Source organism: Endozoicomonas elysicola (assembly GCF_000710775.1).
GTDB lineage: Bacteria > Pseudomonadota > Gammaproteobacteria > Pseudomonadales > Endozoicomonadaceae > Endozoicomonas > Endozoicomonas elysicola.
In genome coordinates this window covers 837,410-856,380 of the sequence record NZ_JOJP01000001.1, presented here as the reverse complement: position 1 = coordinate 856,380, position 18,971 = coordinate 837,410, and the positions used below count along the sequence as shown (strand labels likewise).

Here is an 18,971-nt window from a genome sequence, read left to right as displayed (position 1 = left end):
ATGAGAAATATACTGTATCTTTTTTTGAGCCTGAGTATACTGCCTGCAGCAGCATCCCCTCAGTCTATAGGAGTACACTATGGCATGGGAGGTATCGGGGGCCATTATCACGACAGTGGAAACGATCTTTTCATTGGTTTGCAACTAGACTATTCTCTCAGGCTTTCAACCCATTACACCATTGAAGGGGGCATTTTAGCGACAGGCTCTCTTCCTTTTATGACTCTTTTAACGGAAGGTATTTTATCTCTGATCGAGCCCAGTTATTCACTCAAAATTGCGGACTTTAATAGTTACTACCTGGGGGCAAAAGCAGACTATAACCTGCTAACATTCTGGAATATTTACCTGCATGGAGGTTTCGGATACGCCAAGGTGTCAGAGTACTCCCCAGAGATACAGTCGAATGGAGACCATCACTACAACAAGGCTAATAGCTATTCAGGTATACACCCATACATTGGTGTGGGCACTGAGATTCGCCCCTACTCTTCACTCGGATTCAGTTTAGATCTACGCTACGACGATCTCCCTCATGGTTATAAAGGCACTGCCCTGCTTTTTGGTCTGAATTTCCATTTTTGAATTTTGACCCAGATGAAGTCATCCACTTGTATTCAGTAACCATGTCAACAGGCCTTTGACCTCATCATACATTCACCAGAACCACTGAAACAGGCTGTTTTTCTGGTCGTTGATTCACTCTCAAGTGGCTGAGCGCACAAAGGATGGAGTTCACCTTGCCTGAGTACTTTTAAAATCAACTGGTCTCATAGCTACTTAAGTCCCCTACTGAATTTGACTTGATATTCAAGCTGAAAAACGTATCCACACATTCAAATAACCTCAAACAATTCCTCATAGTCAAGCCAGATTGAAATAGAGTTTTGAACTTATATTTAATGAAACGGTCTTCTCATGACATTTCATCAATTTCTAAAGAGCAGGTTTGCTGTAACATGGATCCAAATTATTCATTCCCTCCAGTTACTCCATCAGCAGGAATCCAACCCTACTCTGCTACGGCTTCACCAGCAGGTAATGCCCCCTACTCAACAACTTCGGCTCCAGCCAACAACTACCCTTACGTGAATTTCGACAACTCAACTGGTGAATATAGTTTTCCAGGCGCCACAATTGTCAGAGAACGGGAGATGGTTGTACTCAAAAGGCCAGTTCAAACAGCGGGCTTACAAAACATTCCATCTGGTATACAGGGAGGTCAACCTCCCAGGTATCAATTACAGGGGTATGGGGTCCAAGCTAGAAACCAACCCAACCCGCAACCCTCAAAAACAACATTCGAACACCCTATAAAAATGGGTATGCCTACCACTAATGCACATAGCTTATTTTTAGGCAATCAGTTTGGCAGAAGCCCATCATTCTCATCGCAAGCTTCCCTGACTCATCAAAGTCACTCTTCAAGCTATCACGGCACTCCCTCTTGCCAGTACTCAACTGGCTCAACGTATATAGGTGAAGGACATAACCTTGCAAACGTGAGAGGGGTGGCTGATAGCGAATACCTGTCAGGTCAGTTGCTTAGCCTTAAAGATGTTCAACCAGAAATTCATCAACAAGCTCTTGATCAAGCGAACCCTGCTTCCGCCAAGCAAACAATGGTACCGCCTAGTTGTGGTGCTTTAGCAGAGGTATCGCAACCATACAGTGTACGTTCAAATCAAGAACCTACTATCCCCTCTACATCATCTCAAGCACCAAATCTGGAAGATTCTCAGAGAACACAAAACATACTTCAGGAAAGAGTTCAGAAAATAGTATTGACTGCAGCCAAGGGCATCGCGGAAAAAGCTGGAGTAGAGCTTCAGGATCAAATTGAAGAGAATATATCAACGCTAGCAGCAGCAATTAACGATGATGTTATTCCGAGCATGCAGGAAAAAATGTCTCAAAAACTGGATGAGACTTATACAGCTGCATTCGAGAAAATATCGCCAGATATAACAAAACAACTTGTTGAAATGGTTAAAACGGAACTACAAACTATTGCCGTTAGTGCTACAACAGCAATGCAGGAAAGTTTAAATCAGGGTATCACTAAAACTCTAACTGCTATGGTGGAGATAACCACTCCTGATCTTAAAGAGCAACGAGAAAAAGTCATTCCAGAATCCTGCCAACATATTACAGATACAATGTTGCAAAACCTTGAGAAACAGTTAATTCCAAAAATTCAAAGTACTTTTCAGACTGTAATAACCACAGGTACCAGTAAAGTTCTGGAACAGCATTCCCAACATCTATCATCCTTATACTCAGAGCTGGAAACGGAACTAAATACTACTATCAGCGGACTCCGATCATTGAAAGAACAAATGATAACGGATGCTAAGCAGCATAGAGAAGACTTCCAAAGAGAGTGTCATTTCGCAATTACAAAATTTAGAGAGGTTACAGAATCACAGCTCAAATTAAGCCCCCCCCCTTTAACAGAAACTTCTTCAGCCAGAGGCAATGGTCTACCTGATTCAAAACTTCAAGCTGACTCACAAATAGGTACACCTATTGCGCTTCATCAACAAGATACTGATGCTTCAGGCGAACCTCCAAGAAAAAAGATGTCTTTAGCTCAACCAGCTGTAGAGCCTGAAAATCTAACACCTGAGAGCACTGGGGCTATTCATGCAACAACTTCATGTCTCCAAAAAAATAAGGCTTCAGAGCTAGCACAAAGCTTCCGCGACTGTAAGGTAGAGTCAATCCCATTATTGCAGGAGCTACGCAAAATGTTAGAAAGCAGGCTCAAGCACCCACTACCAAGGACTACTGGCAAAGAAAAACTATTTCTGGCTGTCGCCAAACTATGCACCAGTGAAAAAACCGAAAGTAATAGACTGGATCAAGTAGAAACACTACTTCGACAAAACCTACCTAAAAGCGGAGACAACCCTAATCATACTGAAATAATTAAAAGAAATGAGGTAATAAAAAAAATAAAAGATGATTTCGCTTATGAAGCGTGTGAATTATTATTAGTAGCCGCGGAGAATTCAGGTCAACTACCTGTTACGAGTATTCATTCATTGCTTCAAATAGCGGTTGATAAGCTGAAACAAAATCAGCCTGAACAAGCTAAGCCCCAACCAGAAAGTCAAAGTGCTAATCAAGCACCAGAACAACAAGAAGCGAACTCAAGAAAACGAACAACACCTCGTAGAAATGCTGGAAGACCTGATTATTTTTATTATTGGACTTCTAAAGGCAATGTTACACAGCCCTTTTCATAGGGCTATGTAACAATTTAACAGCTCACATCCCGCTGGCAAACATATGCAGGTCGTAGAAGAAAATACGACCACACAGTTCAGCCGTCAGCACCAGGACTGTGCTCACGGCCGCCAGACCAACCGCTGAGTTATTGCCACGAGTAGCAGCAACCACCCAGATACCCAGGCCGGCAAACAGCAGACCAAGGCGGGCCAGCATCAGACTACCGTGGTAGTCAAACAGACCCAGCGGGTTGGCAGGCAGATCAACCTGACCCAGCCAGAACAGGTACAGTGGGTAACCCACCAGTACCAGACCCAGAGTGATAAAGCCCAGGGTGCCCAGTGCTCGGTCCGTGTTTTTCTGGAACGTACCCAGAGAAGCGGACTGACTTCTCAGCATCAGCGCTGCCGCAGGTACACCCACCACAAAAGCGGTCATGACAAACTGGAAGATGGTCCAGCCGCTGTTCCAGGCCGGTACAGTGGCCAGTGTGTACACATTGGCAATGGCCAGCAGTAACAGAACGCCAAGACCCATGGCGCCAGCCAGTACCAGCTTCTGCAGCTTTGGCAGGATACCGAAGTGCACCATGGCCACATAGGTGAAGACTGCACCACCAAACAGAGACGTGGTCATGATCTCAACACTCAGTGCAGAGAGGTGTTCCAGACCAAAGATCACGTTCACGGCACGCAGTGGCTGACCCAGGTGCGTCATGGCTGCCGCGCCGGAGATACCCAGCAGCACCAGAACTACCATCAGCAGTTTATTCAACAGCTGCTGACGAGTCGCATCGCTGTTCGCCATCAACAAGCAGGCCAGCACCAGGAAAAGGCCAACGGTTCCCTGTGCCAGAACCGTAAAAAATACCAGTGGCAGCTCGTGCATGGTTACACCTCCCGTGTGTTCATGATGCGTCCGGTCTTGTCACCGGAAGGTTTGGCATGACGACTCGCCTTCATCACCAGCGATGGCTCGGTCAGTGAAGAGTCTGGCATTGGCGCGATGTCCGCTTCCGTTCCGTACTTGGCACGCAGTTCTTCGATGGGACCAAAATCCAGGGCACGCAGTGGGCAGGATTCGATACAGATCGGCATCTTACCCTGCTCAACACGGTCGAAGCAGCCATCACACTTGGTCATGACTTTCTTTTCTGCATCAAACTGAGGTGCGCCGTATGGGCAGGCCATTTCGCAGTAACGGCAGCCAACACAGACGTCAGCATCTACAACCACCAGACCGTCCTTGTCACGCTTGTGCATGGCACCGGTTGGACAGGCCTTGGTACAGGCTGGCTTGGCACAGTGGTTACAGCTGATGGACGTGTAATAAGCAAACACGTCCTGGGCGTAGGTGCCGTCTTCGTTCTGAATCCAGCTACCACCACCGTACTCATAGACCCGGCGCCAGTTCACGCCGACCTTAAGATCATTTTCATCTTTGCACGACAATTGACAGGTTTTGCAGCCCGTACACTTGGCCGTGTCGACATAAAATCCAAGTTGAGTCATCGAACTTTATTCCTATCCTGTTATGCCTTGGCAATTTCAACCAGATTGGTGTGCATCGGGTTACCTTTAGACAGCGGCGTATTACGCTGAGTCGTCAGTACGTTGAATGAGCCACCGCGATCAACACCGTCTTTACCCGGTGTGTACCAAGCGCCTTCCGCCAGAGCGGCAACGCCCGGCATAATACGAGGGCTGACTTTAGCCGGGACTCGGGTCTCACCACGGTCATTCCAGACTTTCAGCATGTCACCATCTTTGATTCCACGTGCTTCTGCATCGGCAGGGTTCATCCACACGGCATCGGTTACCGCTTCGCGCAGGAACGCTACGTTATGGTATGTGGAATGCACACGGCCCTTAGTGTGATAACCAATCAGCTGCAGTGGGTACTTCTCAGTCAGCGGATCCAAATGGCTTTCCCAGGTCGTGACATACTGAGGCAGCGGTGTCACTACATCACCTTCTGGCAGTGCCCATTCTGTGGCGATAGTCGCCAGTTGTTCGGAGTAGATCTCGATTTTTCCGGATGGCGTACCCAGAGGATTCTTCACAGGGTCCTTGCGGAAACCTTCCAGAGCAATGCGAATGTTCTTCGGTGCCAGCTGCTTGTATGGACCGTCGCGACGCAGATCTTCCAGCGTTGGAACCTGAGGCTGCTCTTCACGCATCTGCTCATAGAGCTCCGCTACCCACTGCTCATGGGTTTTGCCTTCTGTGTACTGCTCTTCCAGACCAAAGCGTTTGGCAATACCTGAACAGATGTCGTATGCACTGCGGCACTCATACATCGGAGCAATCGCTGGTACCAGAGGAATCACTGCACCCAGGCTTCCTGACGCATAACCATTGCTTGCCACTTCATAATTTTCGATGGTGGTGATGTCCGGCAGCAGAATGTCAGCAAACCGTGCGGTCGGCGTCATATGGTTTTCGAACACCAGAATGAACTCGCACAGACTCTCATCCGACAGGATCTCTTTTGTTCGGTTGATGTCAGAGTGCTGGTTAACCGTGATGTTGCCCGCATATTGCCAGATGAACTTGATCGGGTTCTTCAGTGAAGTTCCGCCCTGCAGGCCATCCGTCTTATCAGTCATCTCAGCGTGCCGCCAAATCGCATCACTCCATTTGAAGAATGGAATCGTCGTCTTGATCGGGTTGGTACCAACCGGCAGAGTTTTCACAGGGAAGCCGAAGTTCCCAGGCATTTCGCCCGTATTGGTACCAGCAAGGCCGATATTACCGGTCAGAATTGGCAGCATACAGATGGCACGGCTTGCCTGCTCACCGTTGGCCTGGCGCTGAATACCAGTTCCCTGAATGATGTAAGCCGGCTTGGCATTACCAATTTCACGAGCCAGCTGAATGATTTTCTTCGCTGGAATGCCGGTGATTTTTGCAGCCCACTCTGGCGTTTTCTCAATGCCATCAGCACCCTGACCAAGGATATGGGCTTTGTAGTGACCATTCTTTGGCGCACTGGCTGGCAGCGTTTTTTCATCGTAACCAACGCAGAACTTCTCGAGAAATGCTTCATCCACCATCTTCTCGTTGATCAGCACCCACGCCATGGCTTCTACCAGAGCAGCATCAGTACCCGGGCGGATTGGAATCCACTCAGACTCTTTGCCCAGCATGGTGTCGGTATAACGAGGGTCAATGATGATGGTGCGAACATTCTTGCTGTTCACAGAGTTAATGTGCTCGTAGATTTCACCACCACCACTCATACGGGTTTCTGCAGGGTTGTAACCAAACATGACCAGCAGTTCTGCGTTAGCAATTTCACTGGTGAAACTACCGAATGCTGCTGGACGTCCACCACCGTAAGTAAATGGCAGAGCAAATTGAATCTGTCCCCAGCTGTAGTTACCGTAGTAAGGCAAAAAGCCACCCAGCATATTCAGCAGGCGCTTGGAGGCAAAAGGACCATCAGTTTTATAACCCTGAGTACCGGAGCCATACTGGTAATAGATTGCATCGTTACCGTAAGTATCGATGGTGTACTTCAGCTGTTTGGCAATGGTGTCCAGCGCCTCATCCCAGCTGATGCGTTCAAAACGGCCTTCACCACGCTTGCCTACCCGCTTCATTGGGTATTTCAGACGATCAGGGTTGTATACCCGCTGTTTGATGGAGCGGCCACGAAGACAGGCACGGATCTGATGATCACCGTATACGTCATCGCCACGGTTATCGGACTCAACATGGGTGATAACGCCATCTTTGGTATGAACCTGAACAGGACAGCGGCTGCCACAGTTCACCATACAGGCAGACCAGGTCACTTTTTCTTCAGCGGTTTTTTCCTGTGCTGAATCAGATGCCATGGCTTTCAGAGGAAGAGCATTGCCAGCGACAACAGCGGCACTGCCCGCAGCAGTACCCCACTTCATAAAGGTTCTTCGCTTGATGACAGACGACAGCGCACTATCGAGAAGTTTCTTCATTTATTTTACCGTTATCACTAAAACCGGGAACCAGCACATAACCAAGTAGTGTTGAAACGCACCCTTACAAAATGCATCTCTGTTTAAATAATGAACTGGTGAAATGGCGCTGATAATACGAGCTGGCCAATCAATAACCGATTGACACAGATCAATTTTTTGCAGGGTTTGAGGCAATTACTGAAAGGGGTAGGAATTTATCGAGCACGCTGAAGAGCACGGCGCACCGGCAATTGAGAATGATTCTTTATTGAGCACCAAATACATCTCAATACACCCCAACTATGATTACAGCTGATATCACTCAATAGGGTGCAGGTAATGAATGATATTCAGGCAGAAGAACTACTGCTGACCAGCACAAGCTGGGATGGTTCCCTGTTACCAGAATACGGTTCCGGTCAGCCTGAAGTTGAAGTCGTGAAAATTGTGGTTCCCCCTTCTGGTCAGGTCTCATTACATACCCACCCTGTTATCAATGCAGGGATTATATTGAGCGGTGAGCTGGTATTTCAAAGTGAGGATGGGAGAAAAGAAGTGCACTTACTGGAAGGAGAGGCATATGCCGATGTGGTCAACCAATGGCATAAAGGGTTTAACCCAGGACACAGACCAACCGTTATTCTGATATTTCATGCTGGACTTAAAGGTAAGCCCCTGGCAATCAAACAAAGTTAACTTCCAGAGGCCCAGACCTCCGCCAGGAAATAGCGGAGGAAAATATATTGAATCACATCCCGCTGGCAAACATATGCAGGTCGTAGAAGAAAATACGACCACACAGTTCAGCCGTCAGTACCAGCACTGTACTCACGGCCGCCAGACCAACTGCCGAGTTGTTACCACGAGTGGCAGCAATCACCCAAACACCGAGACCGGCAAACAGCAGGCCAAGGCGGGCCAGCATCAGACTACCGTGGTAGTCAAACAGACCCAGAGGATTAGCAGGCAGGTCAACCTGCCCCAGCCAGAACAGGTACAGTGGGTAACCCACCAGAACCAGACCCAGGGTGATAAAGCCCAAAGTGGCCAGTGCACGATCTGTGTTCTTCTGGAACGCTCCCAGAGAAACCGATTGGCTTCTGAGCATCAGCGCAGCTGCAGGGATACCCACCACAAAAGCGGTCATTACAAACTGGAAGATGGTCCAGCCGCTGTTCCAGGCCGGTACAGTGGCCAGTGTGTACACATTGGCAATGGCCAGCAGTAACAGAACGCCCAGCCCCATGGCTCCGGCCAGTACCAGTTTCTGCAGCTTTGGCAAGATACCGAAGTGCACCATGGCCACATAGGTAAAGACTGCACCACCAAACAGGGAGGTGGTCATAATCTCAACACTCAGTGCAGAGAGGTGTTCCAGACCAAAGATCACGTTCACGGCACGCAGTGGCTGACCCAGGTGCGTCATGGCCGCAGCGCCCGAGATACCCAGCAGAACCAGAACTACCATCAGCAGTTTGTTCAACAGCTGCTGACGATTCGCATCGCTGTTCGCCATCAACAGGCAGGCCAGTACCAGGAACAGGCCAACGGTTCCCTGTGCCAGAACCGTAAAAAATACCAGTGGCAACTCGTGCATGGTTACACCTCCCGTGTGTTCATGATGCGTCCGGTCTTATCACCGGAAGGTTTGGCATGACGGCTCGCCTTCATCACCAGCGATGGCTCGGTCAGTGAAGAGTCTGGCAGTGGCGCGATATCCGCTTCCGTTCCGTACTTGGCACGCAGTTCTTCGATCGGACCAAAATCCAGGGCTCGCAGCGGGCAGGATTCGATACAGATCGGCTTCTTGCCCTGCTCAACGCGGTCGAAGCAGCCATCACACTTGGTCATGACTTTCTTTTCTGCATCAAACTGAGGTGCCCCGTATGGGCAGGCCATTTCGCAGTAACGGCAGCCAACACAGACATCGGCGTCCACAACCACCAGACCATCCTTGTCACGCTTGTGCATGGCACCGGTTGGGCAGGCCTTGGTACAGGCTGGCTTGGCGCAGTGGTTACAACTGATGGACGTGTAATAAGCAAACACGTCCTGGGCGTAGGTGCCGTCTTCGTTTTGAATCCAGCTACCGCCACCGTACTCATAGACCCGGCGCCAGTTCACACCGACCTTCAGATCGTTTTCATCTTTGCACGACAGCTGACAGGTTTTGCAGCCCGTACACTTGGCCGTGTCGACATAAAATCCAAGTTGAGTCATCGAACTTTATTCCTATCCTGTTATGCCTTGGCAATTTCAACCAGGTTACTGTGCTGAGGATTTCCCTTGGCCAGTGGTGATGGGCGCTGGGTCGTCAGGGTATTCATACACGCTCCACGATCCACGCCATTGCGGTCTGGTGCGTACCAGCTGCCCTGCCCCATGGCGACGACGCCAGGCATGATGCGCTCGGTTACTTTCGCAGCAACACGGATCTCACCGCGGTCATTCCAGACCTTCAGCATTTCACCGTCTTTGATATTGCGCTTCTGGGCATCCACAGGGTTGATCCACACTTCCTGACGGTTGGTTTCGCGCAGCACATCCACGTTGCCATAAGTGGAGTGAGTACGGGCTTTAAAGTGGAAACCAAACATCTGCAGTGGATACTGTTCAGCATGGTCTGCTTCATGCCCTTCCCAGGAAGAAGCGTATTCTGGCAGTGCCCGGATAATATCGCTCTCACCCAACACCCAGCTGGAAGCGATATCGGCAAGACGCTCAGAATAAATCTCAATCTTTCCAGAAGGCGTCGCCAGCGGGTTAGCTTCCGGATTTTCACGGAAAGCACGGAACTCCACATGAGGCTCCCCCGGATTCTTCTGTTTGACGATGCCCATTTCGCGGAAGGCATCAAAATCCAGATCACCCAGCTCAGGGTTCATCTTCTGGGATTCACCATAGATATGACGCAGCCAGGCTTCCTGATCACGACCTTCAGTGTATGCCTGCTCAACGCCCAGACGCTTGGCAATACCAGTACACATTTCATATACAGAGCGGCACTCATACAGAGGCTCAACCGCCGTGTCACAGAAGATGGTGTAGCCCATATTTCCACAGGAACCATTCGGGGCGAAGTCAGGCTGTTCTGCAGCAGTCAGGTCAGGCAGCAGAATATCGGCATAGCGGGCACTGGCCGTCATGTGGTTATCAATGACCACAATCATTTCGCACTTGCTGTCATCCTGCAGAATCTCATGGGTGCGGTTGGTATCCGCATGCTGGTTGATGATGCAGTTGCCCGCATAGTTCCAGATAAACTTAATTGGCTGACTCAGGCGTTCAGCACCACGAATACCATCAGTCTTGTCAGTCATCTCATCATGACGGGTGATGGCATCAGTCCACAGGAACATGGGGATGGATGTTTTAACCGGGTTACTAAGCGTCGGGAATGCAGCAAACGGCATGGAGTAGCTGCCTTCACGAGCACCAGTACCACCACCAGGAAGGCCCACATTGCCAGTCATCACGGCCAGCATACAGATGGCACGACTGGCCTGCTCACCATTGGCAGTACGCTGAAGCCCCCAACCCTGCATGATGTTACAGGGTTTGGTCATGGCAATTTCGCGCGCCAGACGAATGATCGTTTCTGCAGGTACAGAGGTAATTTTTGCCGCCCACTGAGGGGTCTTTTCAACACCGTCTTTGCCGTTGCCCAGAATATAGGATTTCCAGGAAGAACCTTTCGGCGCACTGTCAGGCAGCGAGTTTTCATCGTAGCCAACGGTGTACTTGCTCAGGAAGTCGTTATCTACCAGATTTTCAGTAATCATCACCCACGCCATACCTGCTACCAGCGCGGCATCAGTGCCCGGACGCAGAGGAACCCACTCATCATTGGCTCCCAGGGTCGTATCCGTCATGCGCGGATCAAAGGTGATCATGCGTGCATTACTGCGCTTACGGGCTTCAGCCAGATGATAAATAACACCGCCACCACTCATACGGGTTTCTGCCGGGTTATTACCGAAGTTAACCACCAGTCGTGTATTTACCAAGTCAGACGTACAGTTGTTGCCAACCCAGCTACCACCAAACATATACGGCAGGCTGATAGCAATCTGAGCAGTACTGTAATCACCGTAGTGATTAAGATAACCACCCCAGCAGTTCATCAGACGGGCAATTGGCGTTGCAGCAGGCGGCCAGGACTTGGAAACCGTGCCTCCCAACGTGCCAGTGCAATAGTTGAGGTAAATGGCTTCATTGCCATATTCTTTTTTGATGCGCTTGAGGTTGTCAGCAATGGTGTCAAACGCTTCATCCCAGCTGATGCGCTCAAATCGACCTTCACCACGCTTACCCACACGTTTCATCGGGTATTTCAGACGGTCAGGGTTGTAGACGCGCTTGCGGAAAGAACGGCCACGGAGACAGGCACGAACCTGATGGTCACCATAGACATCTTCACCGGTGTTATCGGTTTCGGTATGGATGATAACGCCGTCTTTTACCTGATGACGCAGTGCACAGCGGGAGCCACAGTTTACCGTACAGGCAGACCAGACTGACTTGATCTCTTCAGCCGACACAGTCTCTACAGCAGAGGATGCTGAGGCCTTCAGAGGCAGTGTATTGGCAGCAACCACAGCTGCGCTGCCTGCAGCAGTTCCCCACTTCATAAACGTTCTTCGCTTCACGGTGGAAGCAAGTGCCTTATCCACAATCTCTTTCATCGATATCGCCGTCACAAGCCTATCATTAACCATGGCCGTGATCACAGACTGCTCAGACAATTATCAATTTCTGCCTTCCCTGCAGACATAAAGGTGTGAACAAAAAAGTGCCGACGACCAAATAGCAGGCATCATAATTGGATATCTATTAACCAACGGATGATCTGGATCAAAGCCCTATGACTTATAGGGTAATTACGGATCAGAGAGGAAATCTTCATATCACAGATGGCAATAAAAAAGCCCCATGGTCAAACCATGGGGCTTTGAGAAAGGCGATTGTCTGCGATCAGGCAGTCAAACGTCTTACGTCTTCTACTGAATCAAGAGTCAGTGCTTCACGAGCCAGGCTCTGGCACTGCTCATAGTTCAGGCTGCGAACACGGGCCTTAACCACCGGGATTGCCGGCACGCTGATGGACAGCTCCTGAACACCCAGACCAACCAGAATGGGCACTGCGTTCGGGTCACTGGCCAGGCTTCCGCAGATACCTGTCCACTTGCCTTCTTTATTAGCTGCTTTCACCGTCATATCGATCAGGCGCAATACGGCAGGGTGCAAGCCATCAATCCGGGCAGCCAATTTTGGGTGGCCACGGTCAACGGCCAGCGTGTACTGGGTCAGGTCATTGGTGCCAATGGAGAAGAAGTCCACTTCTTTGGCAAAATGATCGGCCAACAGCGCAGCAGAAGGCACTTCAATCATGATACCCACTTCTACGGTTACGCCCGCTTTCTCCTGCTCTTCCAGCACCAGCTTTTTCACAGCACGGAATTCATCCAGAGAGCTGATCATCGGAAACATGATACGGGCATGACCGGCATGGGCAGCCTTCAGGATCGCACGAACCTGCTTGCGCAGCATGGCCGGACGGTTAATACCGATACGGACACCACGCTCGCCCAGGAATGGGTTCTCTTCCCTTGGCAGAGGCAGATAAGCCAAAGGCTTGTCACCACCTACGTCCAGAGTTCGGATAATGACCGGACGGTCTTTACCCATAGCACCCAGAATACCTTCATAGGCTTTTACCTGCTCATCCATAGATGGCTCGGTAGCACGCTCCATATAAAGGAACTCGGAACGCAGCAGACCAACCGCTTCCGCCCCCATTTTGACCGCTTTTTCAGCGTCATCCTGGTTAGCAATATTGGCAGCGATCTCGACATGATGACCATCCAGGGTCACCGCAGGCTGATCAGCCACTTTCAGCGCAGCCTCGTGTTCAGCTGCAGCACGTTCCTGGCGGGCAACCGTTCTGGCGATCTCTTCCTGAGTAGGATTCACCAGCATGTAACCCTTGTTGGTATTCAGGATTACATCGGTACCGTTCTCGTACTGACGAACGCTGGCCGGTACATTCACCAGGTAAGGAATATTCAGCGAGCCAGCAAGAATGGCAGCATGGGAAGTAGCACCACCATGCAGGGTAACGATACCGATAACCCGCTTGCGATCCAGAGTCACCACTTCAGAAGGCGTGATGTCTTCCAGACAGAGAATCGTGTTTTCAGGCAGCTGATCGGTACCACCTTCAACTCCCATCAGGTAGCGCAGAACCCGAAGACCAACGTCTTCTACATCAATGGCACGGGCCGCCAGCATCGGGTTATCCAGCTTGCGCATTTCATCCGCTTCTGCCAGAAAACTTCTGTGCCAGGCCCACATGGCGCTCTTGCCAGATTCAATCAGTTCGCGGGCACGCTCACTGATTGCCGGGTCTTCCAGCAACTGCTGATGGGCAACAAAGACTTCAGCATGACCACCAACATGATCCGCTTCCATCTTGGTAACCAGCTGCTGCAGGGATTCCTGAGCCTTCTGGATACCGTAGTCAAGCTGGCCCAGTTCGTCGCTGACACCTACACCCTCTTCAGGATAGTCTGGCAGTTCGTGAATCAGGTGGTGCAGCTTACCAATGGCCATACCCGGCGCAGCTTTGACACCAGGTAAACGACCATCGGAGCCTTCTACCGGTCCAAGCAGTGGAGCTTCTTCTTCCATCGCTTCATCAGCGCTTGGAAGAACATCGGAAACCTCCTCACCAAGACCACTTCGGAAACCATCAAGAACCGCTTCCATTGCGTCTTTGGCATCAGGGCCGGTAACGGTGATTTGCAGGTTAGACCCCAGCACCGTCTGCAGCCCCATCAAAGCAGTCAGACTGTTGGCCTTGCTTTCTTTGCCATTGTCTTTATTCAGAATCATCACTTCAGAATTGAAGCGTTTGATGATCTGAATCAGCGTGGCAGAAGGACGCGCATGAAGACCCAGAGGGTTCTTCAGCACAAAATCTTCTGTCAGGGTAATGCTGTCCTGACGGCTGTATTTGCTTTCGGTGGACATTTGCTTTTCAGGCTCAGCACCAATCGCAAATACGGTATCCTGCCCCGCTTTTACTTCTGTACGAGGGTTAACAACCACACCGGTTTCACCGGTCGTGATCATCATTGCTGTCTGCAGACTGGCTGCCTTGGCTCCCACAAACTCGGGATCAAAAGACAGCAACTCCTGACCAACAGACACTTTGTCGCCTATTTTGACATTTGTCTCAAAGCCTTCGCCACGCAGAACAACAGTATCAATACCCACATGGATCAACACTTCCACGCCGGAATCTGTCTTGATAGCCACTGCATGCTTGGAATCATGCAGCTGACTGATAGTACCGGCGCAAGGCGCCAGTACCACAGAATCCGTTGGGTTTATCGCAACACCATCACCTATCAACCGGCCGGCAAATACCGGGTCAGCTGATTCCTCGATGGATAACAGCATTCCAGACAGAGGAGCAACGAGTGACAGTTGGCAAGGCTTGCCCTCATTTTTGAGGAGAGTCATGCAGAAACCTCAACATTGGAAAGATCGTCCGTCACCGGGATCTTTTTCATTTCATCAGCAATCATTTCAGCCTGAGGACCAACGACGATTTGCAGGTTCTTCTCACCCACACGTACCACCGCAGTTGCACCCAGAGCCTTAATGCTGTCATCACTGACGCTGGAAGCGTCTTTCAGAGTCAGACGCAGACGAGTGATGCAGGCATCAATCTGAGTAACGTTCTGATGACCACCCAGTACCTTCAGGCACTGACGGGCAAACAGAGCATTATCCAGTGGTTTTACTTCCACTTCTTTCTTCACTGTCCCATGAGAAACAGTCGCCGCTACTTCCTGAGCCTGACCAGGTAACTGGATAGTACTCAGATCTTCAGTAGCCGCAATTTTCTTCATCTCACCGGCAATGATTTCAGCCTGTGGACCAAGAATAATCTGCAGGTTTTTCTCACCTACACGAATCATACCGCTGGCACCCAGCGCCTTGATGACACTCTCATCAGCAACAGACGGGTCTTTCAGGGTCAGACGCAGACGGGTAATACAAGCATCGATGTTGGTTACGTTATCCAGACCACCGATCGCCTTGGTGAACTGACGAGCCTGGTAAGCGTTGTCGCTCATACCCTGCTTGTCCACCATGGATGCTTCTACTTCCACAGCACTGTCGTCTTCATCTTCACGACCTGGTGTTTTCAGGTTGAACATCTTGATGGCGAAGTAGAAAACGCAGAAGTAGATGGCAGCAAATGCCAGACCAATAATAACCAGAGTCCATGGGTTAGTTGCCAGACCCCAGTTTAGCACCATGTCAAACAGACCGGCGGAGAAGCCGAAGCCACTCAGAACGCCCATGGCATTGGTCACCACCAGAGAAACACCAGTCAGCACAGCATGAGCGGCATACAGACCAGGAGCCAGGAACATGAACATAAATTCCAAAGGTTCGGTAATACCGGTCAGGAATGCAGTCAAGGCAACAGAGAAAAGAACACCACCAACCTGTGCACGACGACTCTTATGGGCAGTCAGGTACATGGCCAAAGCTGCAGCAGGCAGGCCAAACATCATGACCGGGAAGAAACCTGTCATGAACATTCCAGCAGTTGGGTCACCGGCAAAGAATCGATGCAGATCACCATTTACAACTTCACCGGCAGCATTGGTAAAGTCGCCCAGACCGAACCAGAAGTAAGAGTTCAGAACGTGATGAAGACCAAAAGGAATCAAACCACGGTTCAGGGTACCGTAAACAAACTGACCAACCGGGCCAGAACCAGCAACACCATGACCAAAAGCATCAATACCATTTTGAATTGCTGGCCAGATATAACCACACGCCCAGCCGATCGCCAGCATGAACAAACCAGTCATGATGGGTACCAGACGCTTACCACTGAAGAAGCCAAGATAGGCTGGCAGCGATACCGCATGAAAACGGTTGTAGGAATGACCCGCAACGATTCCGCTGATGATCCCGCCAAAGAAGGACATATCGATATCAGGGTTAATAGTTGCTGTCGTGGCTTTCAGAATGAAAAAGCCAACGGCACCAGCGATGGCTGCAGCACCTGCACCATCTACCGCCAGACCAACAGCAATACCCATGGCAAACAGCAGCGCCAGATTACTGAAAACAGCATTACCCGCCTCCGCCATAAAGGGAATATCCAGCAAGTCAGGCTGTCCCAGACGGAGCAGCAAGGCTGCGACAGGAAGAACGGCAATAGGCAGCATTAGCGCCTTACCGAGTTTCTGCAAGTAACCCAAGATGTTCATGATTGATCAACCATTAATTCTTTATAGTGAGAGTGTCTTTCTGTGTGCCGCTAAATCTTACTGATTTATTTTTCAAAAAAAAATAAAAAACCCTAATAACTTGACTCAGATCATCATTTGAAGACATTTACTACCTGTTGAACGCATAACAAACGGCCTTTATTTTTCATTAAAAAATAAATAAGCTATGATGCAAAGCATCACAGTTCCCTTGAGCAGACTAGAGAAGCCATTCGAAATTCTGCTACCGGATTCTCTCTCAGAACGTACAACAGGTCGTATACTTCAACTACACGACACTGACTAACCAGAATCCCTGATGAGAAAGCCGGTCAGCTTATTAGCAGACTGATCGAGCCAGCTACTCTTCTATATGGAGTTTACGACATGCGCTTTATACCTCTGAAAGACAAGCCAGCCGTGGGTCGTTGGGCTGCCCAATACATTGTTCAACGCATCAAGGCATTCAACCCGACTTCTGACCGCCCCTTTGTTCTTGGCCTGCCAACCGGCGGCACTCCAATTCCGACTTATCAGGAGCTGGTTCGCCTGCACAAAGAGGGTGAAGTCAGTTTTGCTAATGTCGTAACCTTCAATATGGATGAATATGTTGGTCTGCCTGCAGATCATCCAGAATGCTACCGCGTGTTCATGCATCGTAATTTCTTCGATCATGTGGATATTCCTGCTGCCAATATCAACTTTCTGGATGGTAATGCTGAAAACCTGGAAGCCGAGTGCCTGCGCTATGAAGAAGCGATTAAAGGCTATGGCGGCATTGAGCTGTTCATGGGTGGTGTCGGGCATGATGGACACATCGCTTTTAATGAGCCCGGCTCTTCACTCTCCTCCCGCACTCGACTGAAAACACTAACCTCTGAAACCCGAGAAGCCAATGCTCGCTTCTTTGAACAGGATATCAGTCAGGTACCAAAACTGGCGCTTACCGTAGGTGTAGGAACGGTTCTTGACTCTCGCGAGCTGATGATTCTTGCTACTGGTTCTGATAAATCCCGTGCTGTTCAGGCCACGGTTGAAGGATCAGTCAACCATATGTGGACAATCTCCGCCCTGCAGCTTCATCCAAAAGCGATGATGATCTGTGACGATCCTGCGACTCTGGATCTGAAAGTTCGCACCCTGCGATACTTTCAGGATATTGAGTCTGAAAACATCAAGGACTTCTGATATGTCTGCGGATCTTGTCATCAGCCCTGAAAAGACGTATGCACTGGTTAATTTCAAGCCGTTAACCGGTAATCCAGAGCAGCAGTCTATTGATACCATCATTATAGAGAATGGCCGAATTTCGGCCATTGGCAAGGCAGAGGAAATTGGAGGAGATTATCAACAGGTTGATCTCAACGGCCTGACTCTGAGCCCTGGCTTTATCGACCTGCAATTAAACGGCTGTGGTGGTGTTCTTTTTAACAGCGATATCTCCATCGGTACGCTGGATGTCATGCATGAGGCAAACCTGCGCTCAGGTTGTACGGCATTTCTTCCTACGCTGATTACCAGCAGTGATGAAGATATGCGGCAGGCGGTCAATATCACCCGTGAATACATGGCGATGCATCCTGACCGCGTTCCCGGTGTTCATCTGGAAGGGCCTTATCTGAACCTTCAGCGAAAGGGTATTCATGACCCGGATTATATCCGTGAACCATCCTCTGCAATGATCGACTTCTTCTGCGAAAATGCCGACGTTATTGCCATGGTGACACTGGCCCCGGAAGTCTGTCCAGAAGGAACGATTGAAAAGCTGAGTAAAGCGGGCATTATTGTTTCCATTGGCCATACCAATGCCACCTGCGAGCAGGCCAAGGCAGCAGAACAAGCCGGCGCAACGTTTGCTACTCACCTGCACAATGCCATGAGCCCTCTGGGCAGCCGTGAGCCTGGTGTAGTGGGTGCCATCTTTGATAGCCACTCTATTGGAGCCGGTATTATTGCTGACGGACTCCACCTGTCATGGGAAAACCTGCGAATCGCCCATCGTCTGATGCAGGACCGTCTTGTACTGGTGACTGACGCAACCACACCGGCTGGCACCGATATGGAAACCTTTGTCTTCGCTGGACAAACCATCTATCACAAAGATGGCAAGTGTTCCAATGCTGATGGTACCCTTGCCGGCTCCGCACTCACCATGATTGAAGCGGTCGCGAACAGCATCCGCGAAGGCCTTGCGCCCCAGACAGTGATTCGTATGGCCACCGTCAATGCAGCAAAAGCCATTCATGTGGAAAATGAGATGGGAAGTATTGCGGTTGGGCAGTTTGCCAACTTCGCTATTTTCGATGACAGCTTTACCATGCATGGCACTGTCAGCGGTGGAGAGCTGAAGCTCAAAAAATAGCTCTGTCTTCTTATCTTTGAGAGTACTGCAAAGAACGTTAAAAGAAGGGAACCACGAAGATCACAAAGCGTACAAAGAAAAGAAAAAATGTATTTTTCCCTTTGTGAACTTTGTGATCTCTGTGGTTCAA

The 18,971-nt window shown here is 49.9% G+C and carries 13 protein-coding genes; 5 read left to right on the top strand and 8 right to left on the bottom strand.

What is annotated here, in order from left to right:
- Nucleotides 1–585, top strand: coding sequence for an outer membrane beta-barrel protein (locus tag GV64_RS03600; protein ID WP_020584295.1), 585 nt, complete (start codon nt 1–3; stop codon nt 583–585).
- A gap of 374 nt (nt 586–959) precedes the next feature.
- On the top strand, nt 960–3,251 hold the full coding sequence (locus GV64_RS03595; protein WP_152553908.1) for a hypothetical protein: 2,292 nt from the start codon (nt 960–962) through the stop codon (nt 3,249–3,251).
- A 22-nt stretch (nt 3,252–3,273) separates the two neighbouring features.
- On the opposite strand, the gene GV64_RS03590 is transcribed toward GV64_RS03595, so the two are convergent.
- The 3 genes from GV64_RS03590 to GV64_RS03580 are packed head-to-tail and all read right to left on the bottom strand — an operon-like array spanning nt 3,274 to nt 7,195.
- Nucleotides 3,274–4,122 (bottom strand): dimethyl sulfoxide reductase anchor subunit family protein, encoded by an 849-nt coding sequence (locus GV64_RS03590; protein ID WP_020584297.1) that lies wholly within the window; start codon nt 4,120–4,122, stop codon nt 3,274–3,276.
- 2 nt (nt 4,123–4,124) lie between these two features.
- Nucleotides 4,125–4,745, bottom strand: a complete 621-nt coding sequence (locus GV64_RS03585) for a DMSO/selenate family reductase complex B subunit (protein WP_020584298.1) — start codon at nt 4,743–4,745, stop codon at nt 4,125–4,127.
- 20 nt (nt 4,746–4,765) lie between these two features.
- Nucleotides 4,766–7,195 carry a DMSO/selenate family reductase complex A subunit gene (locus GV64_RS03580; protein WP_020583244.1) on the bottom strand — a complete coding sequence of 810 codons (2,430 nt, stop codon included), beginning with the start codon at nt 7,193–7,195 and terminating at the stop codon, nt 4,766–4,768.
- A gap of 321 nt (nt 7,196–7,516) precedes the next feature.
- Here GV64_RS03580 and GV64_RS03575 point away from each other — a divergent pair, with 321 nt between their 5' ends.
- A complete protein-coding gene (locus GV64_RS03575) occupies nt 7,517–7,873 on the top strand; it encodes a cupin domain-containing protein (protein ID WP_020583243.1) in 357 nt (118 codons plus the stop codon).
- A gap of 52 nt (nt 7,874–7,925) precedes the next feature.
- Here the strand turns inward: GV64_RS03575 and GV64_RS03570 are convergent, their stop codons facing one another.
- The 5 genes from GV64_RS03570 to nagE form a co-directional block, all read right to left on the bottom strand.
- The gene (locus GV64_RS03570; protein WP_020583242.1) at nt 7,926–8,774 is read right to left on the bottom strand and encodes a dimethyl sulfoxide reductase anchor subunit family protein; all 849 of its coding nucleotides are present in this window, start codon (nt 8,772–8,774) and stop codon (nt 7,926–7,928) included.
- Between the two features lie 2 nt (nt 8,775–8,776).
- Complete coding sequence (locus tag GV64_RS03565; protein WP_020583241.1) at nt 8,777–9,397, bottom strand: DMSO/selenate family reductase complex B subunit; 621 nt, start codon at nt 9,395–9,397, stop codon at nt 8,777–8,779.
- 20 nt (nt 9,398–9,417) lie between these two features.
- Nucleotides 9,418–11,922: a DMSO/selenate family reductase complex A subunit gene (locus tag GV64_RS03560; protein WP_020584529.1), complete on the bottom strand. Its 2,505-nt coding sequence runs from the start codon at nt 11,920–11,922 to the stop codon at nt 9,418–9,420.
- A gap of 229 nt (nt 11,923–12,151) precedes the next feature.
- A complete protein-coding gene (ptsP, locus tag GV64_RS03555; protein ID WP_020584530.1) occupies nt 12,152–14,704 on the bottom strand; it encodes a phosphoenolpyruvate--protein phosphotransferase in 2,553 nt (850 codons plus the stop codon).
- Nucleotides 14,701–16,479: an N-acetylglucosamine-specific PTS transporter subunit IIBC gene (nagE, locus tag GV64_RS03550; RefSeq protein ID WP_051087855.1), complete on the bottom strand. Its 1,779-nt coding sequence runs from the start codon at nt 16,477–16,479 to the stop codon at nt 14,701–14,703. The genes ptsP and nagE overlap by 4 nt, the downstream gene beginning before the upstream one ends.
- 387 nt (nt 16,480–16,866) lie before the next feature.
- Between nagE and nagB the strand changes: the two genes are divergently transcribed.
- Entirely contained in the window at nt 16,867–17,667 is an 801-nt protein-coding gene (nagB, locus tag GV64_RS03545; RefSeq protein WP_020584532.1) for a glucosamine-6-phosphate deaminase, read from the top strand.
- 1 nt (nt 17,668) lies between these two features.
- Nucleotides 17,669–18,841 (top strand): N-acetylglucosamine-6-phosphate deacetylase, encoded by a 1,173-nt coding sequence (nagA, locus tag GV64_RS03540; protein ID WP_020584533.1) that lies wholly within the window; start codon nt 17,669–17,671, stop codon nt 18,839–18,841.
- Nucleotides 18,842–18,971 lie beyond the last annotated feature (130 nt).